We start from the raw sequence: 18,778 nt of genomic DNA on the forward strand, positions 1-18,778 counted from the left end.
TAAACCTTGGTTTATAGTTCATAATGCAATTATGATAACGAACGACATACACAATGTCAAAAAAACCTTATGTTATCAAAAGGAGAGATTCTATGTTTAACCACATTCAAAATAACAATTTCACCAGTATAGTTACGGGAAGACGTTCAGTGCGTAATTATGATGAGAGCATTAAAATATCAAAAGAAGAGATAAGCGAAATGATTGCGGAAGCCAGTCTTGCTCCTTCCTCTGCGAATATGCAGCCTTGGCGTGTACTTGTAGTTGATACTCCGGAAGGAAAAGAGAAATTAAGACCCCTTGTACGTTTCAATACTGTACAAAACGATACTTCATCTGCCATGTTATTAATTTTTGGTGATACCCAAAGCTATTTATATGTTGAAGAAATTTACAATACTGCCGTGGAACAAGGAAAAATGCCAGCTGAAGTACGCGATAGTCAAGTCGCAACCATTCTATCGATGTATCCAACTCTACCAAAGGAAATGAAAGTTGAAGTTGCAAAGGTCGATAGCAGCCTCTTTGCCATGCAGTTAATGCTAGTAGCTCGTGCACATGGGTATGATACGAATCCAATGGCAGGATTTGAAGTTGACCAGGTAGCTAAAGCATTTGATTTAGATGAAGAGCGCTATGTTCCAGTCATGATTATTTCAATAGGAAAAGCAAAGGAAGAAGGACATGAATCCGTTCGATTAAGCTCTGACAAAATTACATTTTGGAAATAATCATTGTTCAAAATAAAACTTAAATAAGCAAAGTCGCTTATAAACAGGAAGAACTAGTTAAAAGTTCATCTTAACATCTATAAAGCGAAATGAAGGACACCCTAATTGGGTGTCCTTCATTGTAGCGACAAAAATTAAACACGACATTTCTATTAAGCAAATCTCCCAATCAGGCTGTCTTAGTACAGCAAAACCCACTGGAAATTAAGCCATCACGAATACGGTTTACCACTTCATCACTCCTATGAATTGGAACAAAAAACCATATTCCCATAGATTAGTTCGTACTAGTAACAAGCACTAGATCCATGTATCGGCTGCTGTTAATTCGGACTCCGTATCGCTAGTGTTTATAACGCTTTTAGGCTCCACCAGCATGATATGGCATTCCTCTTCGGCGGAAGGCTTCATCTCTATTCCCCTTGGGACAATAAACATTTCACCCTTGGAAATTATCACTTGGCCATCACGAAAGTCAAGGATCATCTCCCCTTCAAGTGCGATAAATACCTTATCGGTATCCTCATGAACGTGCCATTCATAATCCCCAGCAATCTTAATAAGCTTAAATTGATAGTCATTCATTTCACCAATGACTTTCAGAGACCAATAGTCATTGAATTTAGATAGCTTCTCATTCAGGTTAATAGCTTGATAATGGATATTAATCCCTCCTTTTTTCAAATTTCCAATATACCCTTATAGTTAACAGACACTCAGATGTAATAAAGCGCTTATTTCCGTTTCCATTATTATAGTAAAGTCATATTTTGATTTGAATGGATGCTTATTGAAACTAGCTTGGATTATTGATGAATTTCTCTCGATATTCAGTGGGAGCAATACCTATTTGCTTTTTGAACACTCTACTAAAATAAAAAGGGTCAGCAAATCCAACAGTTTCCGCAATTTGTTGTACAGGTGCATCACTTGTAAATAACATTTCTTGCGCCATGTTTATACGATATTTTAATAAATATTGTGCAGGCCCCATACCTGCATGCCTTCTAAACACATAAGAAAGTCGATTGCGATTAACGTTATTCTGTTCTGCAAGCGATGCTATTGTAAGGCTTTGATAATAGTATTCTTGAATATAATGAGATACCCGTTCGAATAAAGTATGTGATTCACAGCTATTTTGCCTATTATCAACACATAATAAGGCTTCATTCAGTACATCGCGGAACAGCATCTCGGTCTGAAACTTTGAAATGCCTCCACGCTGATTATAAACACGCCAAAGACGCATAATTAATTCATTTAGACGAGGGGACTGCCCTGTTAATAATTCGAAATGCTGATGAGAAAAGCTTGACTCTTCTAGTTCCGAGTTACATATCCGGTATAAAACTAAGATATATTCCCAGTCCGTTTCACCAAACACTTTTTGGCCTAGTTTCATTTTTGCAGCCCCATGTACAACTTTTCCTGGCGAAAAGATATAAGGCGTGTCATTAAATTGAAATTGTATTTTTCCTGTAAGAGGAAACACAAATCCAGGAAAAGAATCTGTATAGTCGGCGTGAGGCACGCCTGGATTTCTAGCGTATCGATATACTCCTTGTACTTGAAAAGGAGTGTGTGCCAGATGCTCTGCTAACTGATCAATGTCGATTTTCACTTTGCTTACCTCATTTCAATAGTAATTGACCGTTAATCTCGAATGATCGTTGTATATTCTGTGTCCGCTGGAATACAGAAAGGTGAGCATGAGGACTTTCATCTATTTTCACGTTATTGATAACAATTATCATTTACAATCTGCCGTTAGTCAAATTACTGCTGACAGCCTCCTTTTGTAAGTAACCAGACATCATATTCTCTACTAAGAGTTTATAGTTTATGAGCATGTACTCTGTTAAGAGCATTTCATGAGCATATTCCAATTTTTTCGTCGGCTTTGTATTGATTCCAAGCACAAAAAAATACATCGCCTAGAGCATTAAGCCCACATGGCGATGTATTCAAATCATTCATACTGTTATGCCTCTCAGCACTTACTCGTCGCTGGCTAGGCGCGCATATGTCAAAAAAGACACCCCCAAGGTGTCTTTTCATCCTTCTATTCGTATGCAAAGCCAACACTTGAAAGGCAATGCATATTCGCTGTATTAAGAATTAGTTCGTGGTTGAGGTTAGTTCCTTGTTCGACGTCCGGCCAAGCAGATTTAGAAATTCCCGCATAAATCCAGGGAGATCAGGCCATGCGTGACCCGATACTAAATTTCCGTCTACATGCAGTGTCTCGCTTGCATATTCTGCGCCGAGTGATTCGACTTCTAGCTTGCACGCATTGTATGCCGTTAACGTTCTGCCTTTAAAGTAGGAACGATCGGGCAGCGCCAGGAATACCTGAGCACCGTGACAAATCGCGCCTACAGGCTTGTCCGCATCCAGAAAGTGCTGGACAATTCGCGGAAGATCTTGATCGTTGCGGATGAACTCAGGAGCGCGTCCGCCTGGGATGATCACGGCATCGTAGTCAGCAGGCTCCACGTCCGCAAAGGCTATATCAGACGGCAGCAGATGAGCTGGCTTCTCCGAATAAGTATCCCATCCCTCGATGAAGTCGTGGCATACCGTATTCAATGTCTTCTTTCTCGGCGAAGCGATCACCGCCTCGTAGCCCTCTTCCTTCAACCGATAGAATGGATAATAAACCTCCAGAACCTCTGCACCGTCGCCGGTTAGAATAAGCACGCGTTTGGACATTTTACCCTCTCCCAACTGTAAATTTATGTAACACCTTTTTCTATTATGGGGATAATCTGCAAGCGCCGTCAATGGTCCTTAAGAACGGTAGGAAGATGTCAAATTACGCAAAAACACGTCGTACCAGCAGGTAAGCTGTAGATACGACGTGTTTTTAATCGTTGAAACCTAATAGGATGAGTTAAGGCTTTACTACAGATACGAGAAACTCGTTTTTACCGGAAATAAGTGTAACTTCTGATGACAAATCCAAATCCTTCACATAGACGGATTCACCGATATTCATGCCGCTGATATCATATTCTATCACCGATGGCAAATGCCTTGGCAAAGCTTCTACCTCAATAAACTCGGACTGAAGTTGTACAATCCCGCCCTGCTTCAATCCGATTGGCTTGCCTATGAATTTTACCGGAACCTTTGTGCATACGATTTCGTTATTCTGCACTTGCTGGAAATCAACATGAATCAAGTCACGCGTTACCGGATCTCGCTGGAGATCCTCAAGCAATACGGACACCGAATCTTTCCCGTCAAGCTGTATATCGATAAAACCAGATGTACCTTGCTTCAACCACTTATGAAATTCTATCGTTGAAATATGAACCATCTTATTTTCTACATTCCTACCAAACACAATACCAGGCAGACGACCTGATTTACGTAGATTACGAAGCCCTGATGTATTCAAATGTGTACGTTTCTCTGCTTGCATAAATGTTGTCATGCTTAACTCTCTCCTCTTTATTAAAAGATCTTTGCGCTCGTTCCTTAGTCGCTGAATCTTCCCCGATTGGGGATAAAGAGCGAAACATAGCATCACCACCTCCATGTTCTGCCGATTACGGCACAATACATTTAATGTAAAACCTCCGTAAATATACAGGAAGGCACCCCACTTCGGAAAGTGGAATGCCTATCTGTAAACCACACCATATCATACAAACGTCACGTTGTCTAATCAGGACGCTAGGCAATTACGGGCGAAGAGTCCGGCATCTTTGCGTAATTAGGATGAACATGAGTGTACGCTAGGTCTCAGAAAATAATTCATTTCATCGTTCGAAATCCATTTGTTGACCTCGTGTTGAGTTCACGATATAAAAATACATCGCCGCAGCTTACAAGCTGCATGGCGATGTATTCATCGAATAATTACTGCTATTCTTCTAACCGTTCTTCTTCGTCCCCGATGGCGATGGGGTTGTTAGAGAAACTAATCCAATCACTCCAGCTTCCCGCATACAAGCGCACTTTCGTGAAGCCTGCTTCCTGCAGCGCAATGACGTTTGGCGTGGCTGTGACGCCTGATCCGCAATACACGATCAGCTCGCCGTTCTTGTCCAGATCATGGAACCGATCAGTTTGAGCGGTGACGTCCTTCCAAGCGCCGGATTCCGTTAGACCCTCTTTCCAGAAACGATTAATCGCGCCTGGAATGTGGCCTGCGACGCGGTCGATCGGCTCGACCTCTCCGCGGTAGCGTGGAGCTTCGCGCGAGTCAATAAGCGTTACTCCCTCGCTGCCAAGCAGCTCCCTAACCTCATCCATTTCAACTAGCATATTGTGCTGAACCGTTGCAAGGTATGTCGCAGGCTGTACCACTTTGTTCTCGGTTGATACAGGCAACCCTTCTTTGACCCAAGCAGAGAAGCCTTTGTCCAGCACATAGACCTGCTCATGCCCCATATACTTCAGCAGCCACCACAGCCGGGAAGCCATCGCTCCGCCTTGATCGTCATAAGCGACCACAATCGAATCATTGCTTATGCCCGTCCTGCCGAACGTCACTGTCATTGCAAAAATATCGGGAAGCGGATGGCGTCCGCCATATTCCTCGACCTCACCGGATAGATCCTTCTCCAGATCCATATAAACAGCCCCCGGAATATGGGACTCCTCATACGCTCTGAGCCCCGCATCGGGATCGTCCAAACGAAAACGGCAATCCGCGATGACGAGTTTCGGCTCACCGAGTTTCTCCTTTAGCCATTCCAACGACACGATGTTATTCATTTTGACTCGCCTCTTTCGTTCATTTATGTAATCCATTATGGAACCTTTAGCCTTAGATTGCTCTATTAGCCTTCATATCTATAGTATATGGTGTGATTCCAATCTTCAATGGAGCGCTTCTGCCAATTATATAACAAAGACCGGGAGTCTCTCCACTTAGGAGGCTCCCGGTCTGCTATTCCAAATTCTAGATTACATCGATATAATCGTGATTGTTTTCATCGTACCGCAGCCGATCTTGCATAGATGCAGCCGACGTTTGTTATTATTTAATCATCTGAAATACTTGCTCGACATCTTTGTCTCCACGTCCGGAAAGGTTAATGATCAAGATCTGTTCTTGATCCATCATTGGCGCCAGCTTCTTGGCATAGGCAACCGCGTGCGCGCTCTCCAAGGCAGGGATAATTCCTTCCGTACGAGAAAGTTCTTGGAATGCTTCCAGCACTTCCTCATTGGTAACCGTCGCATATTCGGCGCGTCCAGTCACCTTCAAATGGCTATGCTCCGGCCCGATACCCGGATAATCGAGCCCCGCGGCGATTGAATACGTCTTCCGCGGCTCTCCTTCCTCGTCCAGCAGTACCAAGCATTTGAAGCCGTGAATCATGCCCGGAACGCCTTCCGTTAAGGTCGGTGCTTGATCGGGTTCAACGCCGATTAAGCGAACGCTCGGCTCGTCGATGTAATGAGCGAATGCGCCAATCGCATTGCTGCCGCCGCCCGCACAGGCTACTACCGCATCAGGCAAACGACCTTCCTTCTCCAAAATCTGCTGCTTTGACTCTTCACTGATGACCGCTTGAAAATGCTTGACCATCGTCGGAAACGGATGTGGACCAACCGCAGAACCGAGCAAGTAAAACGTATTTTTATAATTGCGAACCAGATCGCCCAATGCTTCGTCCACAGCGTCCTTCAGTCGACCCTGACCCTTATCAACCGGTACAACAGTAGCACCGAGCAGTTCCATCCGGAACACGTTAAGCGCCTGACGGCGCATATCTTCTGCTCCCATGTAGATGACACATTCCATATTAAACATTGCACAAGCCGTTGCTGTCGCAACTCCGTGCTGACCAGCACCAGTCTCGGCGATAATCCGCTTGGCGCCCATTCGCTTGGCTAGCAGGATCTGGCCAATGGCGTTGTTGATCTTATGCGCACCAGTATGGTTCAGATCTTCGCGCTTTAAGTAGATCTTGGGTCCTCCCCACGATTTGGACAGTCTCTCCGCATACGTGAGCGGGCTCTTGCGGCCAACATATTCACGCAGGTAATAGCTGAGCTCTTCCTGAAAGTCTGGATCTTCCCTGAACTTGTAAAATTGCTCGCTCAAATAGTTTAGCACTTCCTGCAATTCCGGTGGAACGAAGCTTCCTCCGAATTCCCCGAAGTACCCCTCTTGCTGCAACTGTTGGTCCATAAGTAAGCGCCTCCATAAACTAAAATGGTAATCTATCAAAACTATATTACCATAATTTTCTGTAATATTTTATACGCGTGTATTGTCACCCGATAGAATAATAACACTCTAGCTTGCAGTCATGCTCTGAAAAAGACTTCCAATCGTAAACTTGTCCTTAACCTGTTACAGCCCTCTTCGCTAAAGCACGATACTGAGCTTATCCCTAATCAAAGCAACGAGCTTTTCCGCTTGTACGTCTGATAAGGCACCCGATGCGAGCTGACGAGCGGCGACTGGAACGTACCAAGGGAATATTTCATCTTCTGTCACGCCAGACAGCTTGCAATATTCATCGACGAATATACGGTAAGCTGTCTGCCGCGAGAATTCAAAGAATGCGTTAACGTCAGGCGGCGTTTCTGGGGGCAACACAGCATACAGGATCGTCACGCAAACTTCCGCGATATCCGCCGCCGGGTTGCCGATTACGGTATGCATCCAATCAATCATAACTGGTATACCTTCTCGTAAAATGAGATTATTGACGTTCGTGTCGCCGTGGCATAGCATTCGTTTATTAGGCAACTGATCCACATAAGCATGGAGGGCAGTTATTTCGTCTTCCGTCAGCAAGGAGGGTCTACCGATGATTACCTTCAAATGCTCCTTTTGCTCAGTAACGATCCCGCTGATGTCTCCTTTATGAATGTTATACAGGACGCGAGCAAATTTCCTTAAATCGCTGTCTACATCGTCAAAATCAATTTCATGAAAAGCATGCAGTTGTTCAAAAAAACGATTCACGAATGTCGATCCGACTACTTTCTCGAAGACGATACCAAGGCGGTTATCCCACACGACTTGCTCGAACGGGCGCGCTGCCGGTAGTCCGCTGGCCCAAGCAGCAGAACTGTTCCGATATTCGAGCTGAACAGCTTCCAATGGCGTGCCAGCATGAAACAACTTTACTACTTTTCCCTCTTCGCCCCACTCATGCACCTCACAACTGGAGCCAATGCCTATGCATTTGCCTAGCATAATAAAGCGTTACCCCCTTTATCCAATCTGATTTTGTAAAATAATTGAAATTAAACCTATTATTCGTTATAATACCACGCTTCCATTAACCTGAAAATATAAAAATAGAGACGATAGTATTCCATTCATTGCTGAGCATATTGACTACTTAAAAAGGGAATCTGCCTACCAAAATGCCATCGAGTTTTGCAGCTAGTTGAAAGCGAACAAATTTAGGAGGATAAAATATGTACTATATTCGTACTCAACACGAAGCTTAATCAAAGTATTTTCAGACACTCTCGCCACTGGAATGCAATATATTATTTACATTTTGCAATGGACAAATTACAATATTTTCTAACCAATAACTAAGTGCAGTATATGGTTTTGCTTATATGAAGTAGATTTAAACCTATTAGGTGACAGATCAGCACAAATATTATCCAAAACTAAACGAATTTCTACCGAGGGGAGATTAAATTCCTATGAATATAGCCGCCAAGCTGATGCAAAAATTCAAAGACCGCGATACTCAGCATAAACTGCAAGTCTATCAGGACAAAGTGGAGCTCATTAGGAAACGGAATTTGGAAGCATGGGACGATGGGCAGCTTCAAGCGGAATCCCTCCGGCTAAGAGAGAAAGCAAAATCGGGTACGCCTTTGGATGAGCTGCTTATCGATGCTTATGCGTTAGTCTGTGAGACAGCGAAAAGAACACTCGGATTACAGCCTTACGATGTTCAGATCATCGCTGCCATCGCTCTTCACGAGAGATTTTTGATCGAGCAGCATACCGGTGAAGGAAAAACACTCTCTGCTGTTATGCCTGCTTATCTAAATGCGCTGACAGGCGAAGGCGTTCATGTGCTGACTTTTAACGACTATTTGGCAAATCGAGATGCAGAGTGGATGGGCCCAATCTATCGTTTCCTAGGGTTAACGATAAACTCGGTTCAAGCGGGCATGAACCTGTCGGAGAAACGCGAAGCGTACGCCGCGGATATAACCTATGTTACAGCCAAGGAGGCGGGATTCGATTATTTGCGAGACACGATCGCACTGGGCGAAGCCGATACCGTACATCGTCCTTTCCACTACGTCATCGTCGACGAAGCGGATTCACTGCTTCTCGACGAAGCGAGGGTGCCGCTAGTCATCGCTGGCGAGTCGGGCTCTTCCAGCAACGACGGCATTCGTTTCGCAGAAGTGGCTCGGCACCTCGAGCAAGTAGAGCATTACGACTTCGACGAGTTCGAGCGGAACGTATATTTAAATGAAGCAGGTTCTGCGAAAGCGGAGTCGCTGCTCGGATGCGGTAATTTGTACGATAGCCATAATAGTCATTTGTTAACGTCATTAAATTGCGCGCTGCATGTGGAATTGTTATTGAAAAAAGACGTCGATTATATCGTCCGGAACGGTAAAATCGAGCTGATCGACGAATATACAGGCCGCGTGGCGGAGAACAGGCATTTGCCGGATGGGCTGCAAGCTGCACTTGCGGCCAAAGAAGGGCTGCAGTCGATATCCGGCGGGGAAATTCTCGGGACAATCACTCTTCAACACTTCCTTAGCCTATATCCGAAGATTTGCGGAATGACGGCTACCGCTTACGCCTCCGCAATGGAATTCGAAGATATTTATGCGCTGCAGGTCGTACAAATCATGCCGAACCGGCCAAACATACGGATCGACCATCCTTACCGAATTTATACTCATAAAGAAGCCAAACTCAAGGCACTTGTAAAAGAAATCTTGTCCGTCCATGCGACGGGTCGTCCGATTCTCATTGGTACATCAAGCGTCGAGGAGTCTGACATGCTGGCGGAGGCGCTAGCGGTTGCCGATGTACCTTGCCATGTTCTGAATGCAAAAAACGACGCTAGAGAAGCCGAGATCATAGCCAAAGCAGGAGAAATCGGCGCCGTGACGGTGTCTACCAATATGGCAGGCCGTGGCGTCGACATTCGGCTCGGCGGAGGCAACCCCATGCAAGCAGAAGCTGTCGCCAAGCTGGGTGGGCTGTACGTGATTGGCACACATGTGAACGAAAGCGTGCGGATCGACGACCAACTGCGCGGGCGTTCTGGCCGCCAAGGCGACCCGGGAGCTTCCATACTTTTCGTAAGCTTGGAGGACGAGTTGTTGCTTCAGTTCGGCATCGATAAAGCGTTTCGCAATCTGAGGCAGGATGAGGCTCTCGAAAAGCCGGGACTCCGCAACAAAATCGCGCATATTCAGCGCGTTGCTATGGGGCAAAACTTTCATATCCGCCAGGAACTGAACTGTTATTCGGATATGGTGGAGGATCAAAGGCGAATTCTATACGAGGAGAGGCTCGGAATTTTAAAGGGCGAGAAGCCGATGAGCCCTTCGGAGCAGCGGGTACGACTTTTTTATATCGACGAGTTCTGGGCTGACCATCTGGCATACGTTTCTTACATTCGCGAAGGCATCCACTTGGAGAGCCTTGCTAGCCGCAATCCGATCGACGAATTTCATGTGCAAATCTCCCAAGCCTACGAGCAAATTCCGGCTAAAATAAATAGTGAGTCGGAGAATATGCTTGTAAGGCTCGAAGGTTCGAATGATCCGGCGAAGTGGGAAACGTTTGGTCTGAAGAGCCCTACTTCCACTCGGACTTATATTATCAACGATCAATACATCCAGAACAAGCGCAGCTCATGGACCCCAATGACGATAATGGCTTATTATATTCGCAAGATTTTGCAGCCGGTATTCGGGTGGTCAAAAATTTGATATAGCGTAGCTTTTTCAAGGATAATAGCGTTGCCGCCCACTCGTGATTACAACACTTGCTTAATTTTAATGAAGCTATTTATTTGCCACCTTGCCTGCTTGGATTTCTTAATAATAAATCAGAATAGTAGACCGATCATCGACGCCATCGCTTTGGCGTCAATGGCGGTCGAACTATTGCTCCGCATGAAAGCTTGCGCCTGTTCGTTAATGGACGGAAGCAAAAGCGACAAGCGTTCAACAACCTCCTGACCGACCGCTAAACTTTGACTGACTCCGAACCTTCTGCGACTACTCACTTCTCGCTTTGTTTGCAACCTGTTGAAAGGAAAGCCCAAAGAGGGCCGCAACCGGTCACCAACCAGTAACCTGTCACAGCCCCCATCCTGCTTATTGATTAAGCAATTATTTTGTTATTTTAACGGACTCATGTTTACGGAATCGACGAGACGATGACTCGGCTCACGTTAGCTCCGCCCATGCCGCCGCTCACCCGAATAACGTTGCTGTTGCCTGTATTCAAATCGATGATGCGGCTGGCCCGACCGGTGTAGGCACTCCAGCCTCCCGTGCCAGGCAAAGTAAGCGAATAGCCGTTCCCCGACGGGGCGCCGCTGGCGTTCACTTTAAAGGTTGTTTGGGCGTCCGCTGAAGCATAAACCACGGTTAAAAGCTTTTGGCCACCCAACCCACCGCCAACCCCAGTCAGCTCGAAGTAGGAGCCCGGGATATGCATATTTTCAATGTTTCCGCCCGACTTCGTCGCCCCTCCCCCTACGGACACGTTAGTTCCGCTCATCGGATATTCCGCTTCCTGCGTCGTTTGCGGGATCAAGGATACGATGACGCGCGATACGTTGACTCCTCCCATACCGCCGCTTAGCCGGATTTGATTGTTCGTGCCCGAATTCAAATCGATTAGACGATTGGTTCGACCGGTATAATTGCCCCACTCTCCCGTTCCAGGCAGGGAAAGAAAATAACCGTCTCCGGCCGTGTCGCCGCTCGCATCTACCTTAAAGGCTGACCCGCTGTCCCCGGAAGAATAGAGTACGGTTAGAAGCGCCTTCCCGCCTGCGCCGCCGTTGATTCCATTCAACTGAATGTAGGAGCCTTGAGTATGCATATTTTCAACATTTGCACCGGATCGGGTCGCCCCTCCTCCTATGGATACGTTGCTCATATTCATGGCATACTCCGTTTTCTGTGTATATGCGTCAAAGCTTTCGTTAATTAAATCGTAGTACTTGATCTCGGTAGCGGTGGAGCGCGGTCCAACAGCCGGTACACCTTCGGACGTCTGTATGACCTTTTGAATTGTCCCGTCAGAATTGAAATACAACCGATCTACGGCGACGGAACGCAGCGTACCGTTCGAGGAAATTTTCGCATTATGATAAAACATATACCAGTTCCCTTTGTATTCCACAACAGACCCATGCGAAGTTTCACTGCCGAATACCGGATCCAGTATGACGCCGCGGTTGGTCCATGGTCCAAGAGGATTGCTGCTGGTTGCATACCGCATCCGGTTCGCGCCAGGATTATTATCGGAGTACATTAAATAATAAACGCTTCCCCGCTTAAACACCCAAGTAGCCTCGTGGAAATCCTCCAGCTCGGTGAACTGCTTGACGGGACCATCTATCGACACCATGTCGGCACCAAGCTTCATCCCGTAGCTGGTACCTCCTCCCCCGGCATACAGGTAATAGGTTCCGTTGTCGTCGCGGAATACGTTAGGATCAATCAAATTGCTGCCAGGAAGCCCCTGTATATACCCTTGAACCTCGAAATCCTCGGCAGGCTTGTCGCTTGTTGCCACGCCGATCTTCCAAGAGCTATTCCAATTCGTGTCGCTAGGATGCGGAAAATAGAAGTAGTAGGTTCCGTTCTTGTATGCGGCATCCGGAGCCCACATAAAGCCCCCTTCCGGCCGTCCCCACGGCACCTCGTCCGCGCTCAGGATCTCTCCTTCGTCCACCCAGTCGACCATATTGTCCGACGAGAAGACGTGATATTTATCCATCAAATCGCTTCCTCTGGAAGGAAAGATATCGTGTGACGCGTACACGTAAATACGTCCGTCATTCCACACTCGAGCAGAAGGGTCGGCGGTGAAAATACTAGTGAAAATGGGATTTCCAGAACTGATGATTGGATCCGCGGCTGATGTAGAGGAATTGAATCCGATAAGGACGGACAGCAGCATCGTTACTGACAAGAACAAACTTATAAACCTTTTACGCATAATTGTTACCTCCCATTTCTTAGGTTCGGCTTATACCATTAGCTTGCTTGGCAACCAGACAGCGAAGAGGACTCCAACATCACCCCTAAGTATTCATAATGGAAGAACTGTAAATATAAGGACTACTACTAGCTTACCGTATGAGCAACCTAGTATGTAGTGAGACATTTTTAAACTTTTCCAGTCATTCTTAGCCTATTGGAACCGTTTTCATGAAAATCGATGAGTGCTGTATCCCCCAAACAAACAGATTCCCTCTACAGAACTCCAATCACTCCAGCTTCCTGAATATGTAATAACGTCTGATTATCATGACGCCTATGTTACACTAGGGTGATAGAGGGGGAGTCATAATTGAATAAACAAAAAATCGTGATTATTGGCGCAGGGATTGTCGGGGCGTCAATGGCCTATCATCTGGCTAAAAGAAATCAAGATGTAACCGTAATAGAACGACACCCCGCCGCGGCGCGTGAAGTCACTGAAAAATCTTTTGCCTGGATACATACGACTCATAGGGTGGCTCCAGAATACTGGCATTTGTACGATGCAGCTTTGGAAGAATATCATGCGCTTCAGCAAGAGCTGCCTGAACTGAACATTCATTGGCATGGGGCGCTGACTTGGGGCACTCCGCCCCTAAGGGAGCAACTCCACTTTCAAAAATTAAACCGAGAGCAGCTTGAGGCATTGGAGCCGAATCTGAAAGAATATCCGGATGATGCGATGTTTGTCAGCGAAGAAGGTGCGTTGGACCCTATAGGGGTAACGGAGCTGTTGCTCAGCAAAGCGCGGGAGTACGGAGCAAAGATTCAGTTCGGCACCAACGTTACACAGCTGCATCAAGAAGATTCCCGCTTAGTCGGCGTCCATACGTCCAAGGGTTTTCTGGAGTCGGATGTCGTGGTAATGGCCGCAGGTACAGGCATACCCGAACTTTGCGCCCCCTTAGGTTGTCACGTGCCGGTAACGTCGTCGCCTTCCATTCTAATTCAGATGAAAACTACGAATAAACTGATACGCACATTAATCTCAAATGCGCAATTTGAAGCGCGTCAACTGACAGATCATGTACTGCTGGCTGCGGAAGATTATATCGACGAGTCGGAGGAAAACGGACCCGAGGCGGTCGGTAAGCGAGCGTTCGACACGCTGCGTCGCAGTCTGAAGGACGGAAATCAACTGGAACTGGAAAGTATAAAGGTCGGGATGAGACCCATGCCTGAAGACGGCTATCCGATCGTGGGCTTCCACGATCACATAAAGGGACTTTATCTGACGGTGATGCATTCTGCGATTACGCTGGCGCCGCTGATTGCTCATCTGGCTGCAAGTGAAATACTCGATCGGGAATCTAGAAGTGAATTAGACCCCTGTCGACTCTCCCGATTTTCGGACCACTCGAAGGATGTTCCCGATGCTTCTCGCGCGTGAGCTGGGTGCTAGAATGTAGAATACAAAGCTTCCCAAAATCAACGTTGCCTTTTTTAAGTACATTCACCCCATTCGTTGACTTCACGTTGGCCTCGATACTCCTGAGCACAACGCAAAAGAGTACATCGCCACATGAGCGATGTACTCCAAATTACATACTATATATCTGCTTAAGCCTTCTACTCTTCTCCAGTCGCAATAGAATTCTCACTGTAAGAAATCTATCTGCCTAGCTCATCTGCCAGCTGTTGGCCGGCCTGATTTTGATGTCTATGACGACAACCTTTGCATCCTCTTCGACAAATTCACGTGCATGCATAGCGCCCATGCCTTGAGCCGCTCATGTAATAACGGCTACTCTTTATCCTAATTTTCCCATTTTTGAGCTTGAAACTTTGGTCATGCTAATCACTGCATGTTTAGAACTGTTATTGAGCTGTATATCCGCCATCAACGGTTAAGCTATTTCCAGTCATAAATGATGAGTCATCGCATGCCATGAAAAGTACGGCTTTTGCCATTTCTTCCGCTTTACCGAGGCGCTTCATCGGAGTGAGTCCGGCTAATACTTGTTTACTTTCTTCGGGAATAATGGGTGTGTCAATGAAACCTGGGCATAATGAGTTAATGCGGATATTTTGTTCTGCATATTCAAGAGCAAGAGAGCGAGTCAAATTAATCACGCCGCCTTTTGCCGCATTATAGGCTGCCGAGCCGGGCGAACCAACCCAGCCGTACATAGACGCCGTATTTACTATCGTACCTCCGCCCATTTTTAACATTTCGCGGATGGCTTCACGTGCTACCAGGAAGACGCCATCCAAGTCGACATTTACTGTGTTGCGCCACTCGGAGTACTCCAAATCATGCGAAGGATGAACGCGCCCAATCCCTGCATTGTTGAATACAACATCCACTTTGCCGAAGGCTTCAACGGTTTGTTTGAAGATATTGGCGACTTCTTCTTCACTTGTAATATTTGCTTTAATAAATAATGCTTCAGCATTAAGCGCCTTTAACTCGTTCTCGAACGCCTTTCCTTTTTCTTCATTTAAATCAACAAGAACCACTTTGGCTCCTTCTAAAACGAATAAACGTGCTGTAGCTGCACCGATTCCGGATGCTCCCCCAGTAATCACAGCTACCTTGTTTTGTAGTTTGCCCATCGATGAATCCTCCAGTACAATATTTTTAATAGTACTATTTGTGTTTTTATTAATTAACATTCATTAATAAATATTTGTACTATTTTGTTCTCATCTTAATTGTAGTTTTTTGTTCACATTTAACAATCATTAAAGTATTAATATATGTCTAACTAGTAGACACTTACATCAAAATCGTCTTTTTGCGAGGAGATATTTTTATGAGTGATGAACAAAACGTGACATCTGAGCGAAGAAATCGAACAGAAGAACATCTAAAATCAGCCTTTATAAAACTAATAAAAGAGAAGGGTTACCATCTGGTTTCTGTAAAGGACATTGTAGATACAGCCTCCTATAACCGTAGTACTTTCTATGTACATTACCAAGATAAAATTAAATTAGCTGAAGATTTACTTACTTCTATGTTTCAGGGGTTGGAAGATTCCGTAGGAAAACCATATGTTCATGGACACAAAGTATACACGGAAAGACTCAACGCACCGTCCTTTAATATCGTTTCCTACATTTATCAACACCGGGATTTTTTTGAGCTGATAAAATACGATGATACTTTACCAGGATTGCACACGGGATTCCCTAAAACCATTCTAAAGATCTATAAGGAACAATTTATTTTTGAAACGATCAATAACATCCCCGTCAACATGGATTATTTTAAGCGTTATACAGCCTATGGCTTTTACGGACTCATTCTGAATTGGATCAAGACTGATTTCAAGGAATCTCGGGAGGGATTTATTCAGGAAGTGATTGATTTAACGAAAACGCATATTTATTCGGTTAAGTATGTAGGAAAATAATCAAAAGGCACCCGACTAGGTGCCTTTGATACGGTTCACTTCAATATCTATAACGGCAAGTTTTAAGGCCATCCTTTTGCGGGATGGCCCTTTCTTTGATCTCGATATGTTTTATCGTGAACTGTTAACGTAATATTTAGTTCTTTATCCAATCATTGAAATGATCTGCTACAAATCGAATCTCGCTCTCATAGTGAGCCAAGTGTCCCTCATCAACCATTTTTTTAAAGGCAACATTCCCTTCGGCAGCACCATTTCTCAACGTATCGCACATTGTAGTCAATCGTTGAATAATCCACTGACACAGTTCATTGGGGACGGGAGTTCCATACGATTCAAAAAACAAATGAATTCGTTTACGGCGCTCCGTAGCGTGTATATCCGATTGGTACTTCACCGTTTTTCCCGAAGAATGGTCAGGCTCGAAGCTCGCAAGCGGAACCGATGTATAGAGAGAATAAGCAATGTCCCACATACGTGGACCTGGACCAGCCATATCAAAATCAATGAGTCCCACAGGAATCCCCTTTTGAAAGACCACATTGTACAATGCAGCGTCATTATGGCATATCACTTCGTGCTCACGTTCGTTGACATAACTAAGCTGCCATTTACTCTTCTTCATGAGAGTTGATCCTTCAGTCGCATCATGAAACTGGCGTAAAAGACGTGCTAAACCTACAAGCGTTTCATCCGACCACATGTAAGGCTCAAGCTCAGGGTACTCATTCCCTGGAACTTCCCCTGAAATGAATGTTAGTATTTCACGATCAGAATCGTCGATTCCGAGAAAACTTGGTGCTCCCTCAAAGCCTTGCTTCTCTAGATGTTTAAGAAGCTCATGAACACACGGGCTCCAATAACCTGTGGGACGGAGAACAGTATTTTCCCTACGGACAATGTGATTAACATTTCCGCCTTTTAACACTTCTTCCTGAGTCACTATGCCTCACCTACTTATTTCTATGATATTTCTCTTTAATCCTAGTTCACCAAACCAGCTATAGGAATTTTTGGCAGATATATTATATTCGTGACTTAAAACCCTGAACCCTTTTCGTGAACGTAAGTTGTGATTAGGATGGTTGCTCCATGGTAGTCACTACGAAATAAGATAGTTAGAGTTTAAAAGGAGTGTGAACGATCAAAAGTGGAACAAACCAGTCAGGGGAGAAACCTCGCTTGGCATCGAATTTGGATCCACACGAATTAAGGCTGTACGGATTGATTACAATTTTGAAACAATCGCTTCCAGCAGCTATGAGTGGGAAAATCAATTGATTGACGGTTATTGGACCTACCATCTCAATGAAATGATTAATGGTTTGCAAGAAACCTATCACCAATTACAGCAAGAGGTTGAGAATACTTATGACGTAACACTGCAAAAAATCGTATTTTGGCGCATGGCGGATTGTTCAAAACGCCGCTAGTCGGTCAAAAAATATGTGCCGCAGCACTGAATGTTCCTGTTTCGGTCATGTCTACGGCTGGTGAGGGCGGCCCATGGGGGATGGCAATTTTGACATCCTATATGGTTATTAAGGAACAGCACGAGGGCTTGGCTGATTTCCTTGCCAATAAAGTGTTCCATAATGCAGAAGGACAAGAGGTTTATCCTGACAGCGCAGATGTGAATGGCTTTGCCTTGTTTATGGAGCGTTACACGGAAGGGCTGGCAATTGAGCAGGCAGCGGTAGATCATTTGGTGGAAAATTGGAAAAAATGAGAAATGAGAAGCGTGTACCGATTTCACACGTTGTGCGTATTATGCACCGATCTGCAGGTTTAGCATGGAATCCTCAGCATATGTATTCATTGGGTACTTGAATAGCGAATCGCTGTAAAACCAAGCATATACAAGAGGTTGCCCACGATGGGCAACCTCCTTTTAATAGAAAAAAATCCGATAGAAATAGACATACAATTCAAAATTCTAAATATAGTTACTTCTGTTAATTGATGATATATTCATTGCGAGAGCTCTCTGCAAAGGTACATACCCATTTCGGCCGGAACGGGTAAGACGAACCTTACTAGGAGGAATGAATAATGAAGAAGATATTTTCGCTTGTCATGGTCATCGGTTTGCTGCTCGGGATCGCTTCCCAAGCGAGCGCGGCCAATGGGGTCTTTGTGTTTAACCCGTATCCGAATAGCTTCGGCGCGGTTCCGGATTATATCGGTATTACAAAGCCTACTGGAGGTTACAAGTACGAGTTCCGTATACAGGAGATAAACAACGGATCAAGGACCTACTATTCGGGTTTGCTCAACGTGCCGACCAGCGGATACGACATTCATCATACGTTAACAAATAGTACAAAGCTCGTGCTGGCAGGCGGAACTTACAATATTGATGCATCGGTTTATGACCGTTGGGGAACTCTCATCGGCAGGGATATAGTCAAGGTTAATTTTCTATAATTACGTAAGTACTTTCAAGGCAAATGTCAGAACGGCGTTGTTGAC

16 protein-coding genes and 1 pseudogene are annotated in these 18,778 nt (G+C 45.2%); 7 read left to right on the forward strand and 10 right to left on the reverse strand.

The annotated features are described in order from the left end of the window. Window positions 1-92: 92 nt before the first annotated feature. A complete protein-coding gene (locus tag ACIFSR_RS05140; protein WP_430055481.1) occupies window positions 93-731 on the forward strand; it encodes a nitroreductase family protein in 639 nt (212 codons plus the stop codon). Window positions 732-1,031: 300 nt separating this feature from the next. On the opposite strand, the gene ACIFSR_RS05145 is transcribed toward ACIFSR_RS05140, so the two are convergent. From ACIFSR_RS05145 to ACIFSR_RS05175, 7 genes are all read right to left on the reverse strand, one after another. Next, a complete protein-coding gene (locus tag ACIFSR_RS05145) occupies window positions 1,032-1,394 on the reverse strand; it encodes a cupin domain-containing protein (protein WP_430056186.1) in 363 nt (120 codons plus the stop codon). 133 nt (window positions 1,395-1,527) lie between these two features. Further along, entirely contained in the window at window positions 1,528-2,355 is an 828-nt protein-coding gene (locus ACIFSR_RS05150; RefSeq protein ID WP_430055484.1) for a helix-turn-helix transcriptional regulator, read from the reverse strand. 497 nt (window positions 2,356-2,852) lie between these two features. Beyond that, complete coding sequence (locus tag ACIFSR_RS05155) at window positions 2,853-3,446, reverse strand: DJ-1/PfpI family protein (RefSeq protein ID WP_430055487.1); 594 nt, start codon at window positions 3,444-3,446, stop codon at window positions 2,853-2,855. 181 nt (window positions 3,447-3,627) lie between these two features. Continuing rightward, window positions 3,628-4,173, reverse strand: coding sequence for a 50S ribosomal protein L25 (locus ACIFSR_RS05160; protein WP_430055489.1), 546 nt, complete (start codon window positions 4,171-4,173; stop codon window positions 3,628-3,630). A 434-nt stretch (window positions 4,174-4,607) separates the two neighbouring features. After that, window positions 4,608-5,462, reverse strand: a complete 855-nt coding sequence (locus tag ACIFSR_RS05165; protein ID WP_339206575.1) for a sulfurtransferase — start codon at window positions 5,460-5,462, stop codon at window positions 4,608-4,610. A 265-nt stretch (window positions 5,463-5,727) separates the two neighbouring features. After that, on the reverse strand, window positions 5,728-6,888 hold the full coding sequence (gene trpB / locus ACIFSR_RS05170) for a tryptophan synthase subunit beta (protein ID WP_430055492.1): 1,161 nt from the start codon (window positions 6,886-6,888) through the stop codon (window positions 5,728-5,730). Window positions 6,889-7,068: 180 nt separating this feature from the next. Further along, entirely contained in the window at window positions 7,069-7,908 is an 840-nt protein-coding gene (locus tag ACIFSR_RS05175) for an aminoglycoside phosphotransferase family protein (protein WP_430055495.1), read from the reverse strand. A gap of 467 nt (window positions 7,909-8,375) precedes the next feature. Between ACIFSR_RS05175 and ACIFSR_RS05180 the strand changes: the two genes are divergently transcribed. Then, the gene (locus tag ACIFSR_RS05180) at window positions 8,376-10,652 is read left to right on the forward strand and encodes a DEAD/DEAH box helicase (protein WP_430055497.1); all 2,277 of its coding nucleotides are present in this window, start codon (window positions 8,376-8,378) and stop codon (window positions 10,650-10,652) included. Window positions 10,653-11,085: 433 nt separating this feature from the next. Here the strand turns inward: ACIFSR_RS05180 and ACIFSR_RS05185 are convergent, their stop codons facing one another. Next, window positions 11,086-12,903: a family 43 glycosylhydrolase gene (locus tag ACIFSR_RS05185; RefSeq protein ID WP_430055499.1), complete on the reverse strand. Its 1,818-nt coding sequence runs from the start codon at window positions 12,901-12,903 to the stop codon at window positions 11,086-11,088. 354 nt (window positions 12,904-13,257) lie between these two features. Between ACIFSR_RS05185 and ACIFSR_RS05190 the strand changes: the two genes are divergently transcribed. Continuing rightward, on the forward strand, window positions 13,258-14,337 hold the full coding sequence (locus tag ACIFSR_RS05190) for an NAD(P)/FAD-dependent oxidoreductase (protein WP_430055501.1): 1,080 nt from the start codon (window positions 13,258-13,260) through the stop codon (window positions 14,335-14,337). A gap of 428 nt (window positions 14,338-14,765) precedes the next feature. Here the strand turns inward: ACIFSR_RS05190 and ACIFSR_RS05195 are convergent, their stop codons facing one another. Then, window positions 14,766-15,503 carry an SDR family NAD(P)-dependent oxidoreductase gene (locus tag ACIFSR_RS05195; protein ID WP_339209485.1) on the reverse strand — a complete coding sequence of 246 codons (738 nt, stop codon included), beginning with the start codon at window positions 15,501-15,503 and terminating at the stop codon, window positions 14,766-14,768. Window positions 15,504-15,703: 200 nt separating this feature from the next. Between ACIFSR_RS05195 and ACIFSR_RS05200 the strand changes: the two genes are divergently transcribed. After that, window positions 15,704-16,306 carry a TetR/AcrR family transcriptional regulator gene (locus ACIFSR_RS05200; protein WP_430055504.1) on the forward strand — a complete coding sequence of 201 codons (603 nt, stop codon included), beginning with the start codon at window positions 15,704-15,706 and terminating at the stop codon, window positions 16,304-16,306. Window positions 16,307-16,442: 136 nt separating this feature from the next. On the opposite strand, the gene ACIFSR_RS05205 is transcribed toward ACIFSR_RS05200, so the two are convergent. Beyond that, window positions 16,443-17,249, reverse strand: coding sequence for an aminoglycoside phosphotransferase family protein (locus ACIFSR_RS05205; RefSeq protein ID WP_430055507.1), 807 nt, complete (start codon window positions 17,247-17,249; stop codon window positions 16,443-16,445). Between the two features lie 193 nt (window positions 17,250-17,442). Between ACIFSR_RS05205 and ACIFSR_RS05210 the strand changes: the two genes are divergently transcribed. The 3 genes and pseudogenes from ACIFSR_RS05210 (at window position 17,443) to ACIFSR_RS05220 (ending at window position 18,733) form a co-directional block, all read left to right on the forward strand. Next, complete coding sequence (locus tag ACIFSR_RS05210) at window positions 17,443-17,739, forward strand: hypothetical protein (RefSeq protein WP_430055510.1); 297 nt, start codon at window positions 17,443-17,445, stop codon at window positions 17,737-17,739. Then, window positions 17,685-18,035: pseudogene (locus ACIFSR_RS05215) on the forward strand (FGGY-family carbohydrate kinase); the annotation flags it as partial. The gene ACIFSR_RS05210 and the pseudogene ACIFSR_RS05215, both read left to right, overlap by 55 nt. Before the next feature lie 323 nt (window positions 18,036-18,358). After that, window positions 18,359-18,733 carry a hypothetical protein gene (locus ACIFSR_RS05220; protein WP_430055513.1) on the forward strand — a complete coding sequence of 125 codons (375 nt, stop codon included), beginning with the start codon at window positions 18,359-18,361 and terminating at the stop codon, window positions 18,731-18,733. Window positions 18,734-18,778 lie beyond the last annotated feature (45 nt).

Origin of the sequence: Paenibacillus sp. NRS-1760 (assembly GCF_050467785.1) — a bacterium.
GTDB lineage: Bacteria > Bacillota > Bacilli > Paenibacillales > Paenibacillaceae > Pristimantibacillus.

Excerpts from the sequence above, each read along its gene's own strand:
- ACIFSR_RS05140 (WP_430055481.1), top strand. The coding sequence starts at position 93 with ATGTTTAACCACATTCAAAATAACAATTTCACCAGTATAGTTACGGGA.
- ACIFSR_RS05155 (WP_430055487.1), bottom strand. The coding sequence starts at position 3,446 with ATGTCCAAACGCGTGCTTATTCTAACCGGCGACGGTGCAGAGGTTCTG.
- ACIFSR_RS05160 (WP_430055489.1), bottom strand. The coding sequence starts at position 4,173 with ATGACAACATTTATGCAAGCAGAGAAACGTACACATTTGAATACATCA.
- ACIFSR_RS05165 (WP_339206575.1), bottom strand. The coding sequence starts at position 5,462 with ATGAATAACATCGTGTCGTTGGAATGGCTAAAGGAGAAACTCGGTGAG.
- trpB (WP_430055492.1), bottom strand. The coding sequence starts at position 6,888 with ATGGACCAACAGTTGCAGCAAGAGGGGTACTTCGGGGAATTCGGAGGA.
- ACIFSR_RS05175 (WP_430055495.1), bottom strand. The coding sequence starts at position 7,908 with ATGCTAGGCAAATGCATAGGCATTGGCTCCAGTTGTGAGGTGCATGAG.
- ACIFSR_RS05180 (WP_430055497.1), top strand. The coding sequence starts at position 8,376 with ATGAATATAGCCGCCAAGCTGATGCAAAAATTCAAAGACCGCGATACT.
- ACIFSR_RS05185 (WP_430055499.1), bottom strand. The coding sequence starts at position 12,903 with ATGCGTAAAAGGTTTATAAGTTTGTTCTTGTCAGTAACGATGCTGCTG.
- ACIFSR_RS05195 (WP_339209485.1), bottom strand. The coding sequence starts at position 15,503 with ATGGGCAAACTACAAAACAAGGTAGCTGTGATTACTGGGGGAGCATCC.
- ACIFSR_RS05200 (WP_430055504.1), top strand. The coding sequence starts at position 15,704 with ATGAGTGATGAACAAAACGTGACATCTGAGCGAAGAAATCGAACAGAA.
- ACIFSR_RS05220 (WP_430055513.1), top strand. The coding sequence starts at position 18,359 with ATGAAGAAGATATTTTCGCTTGTCATGGTCATCGGTTTGCTGCTCGGG.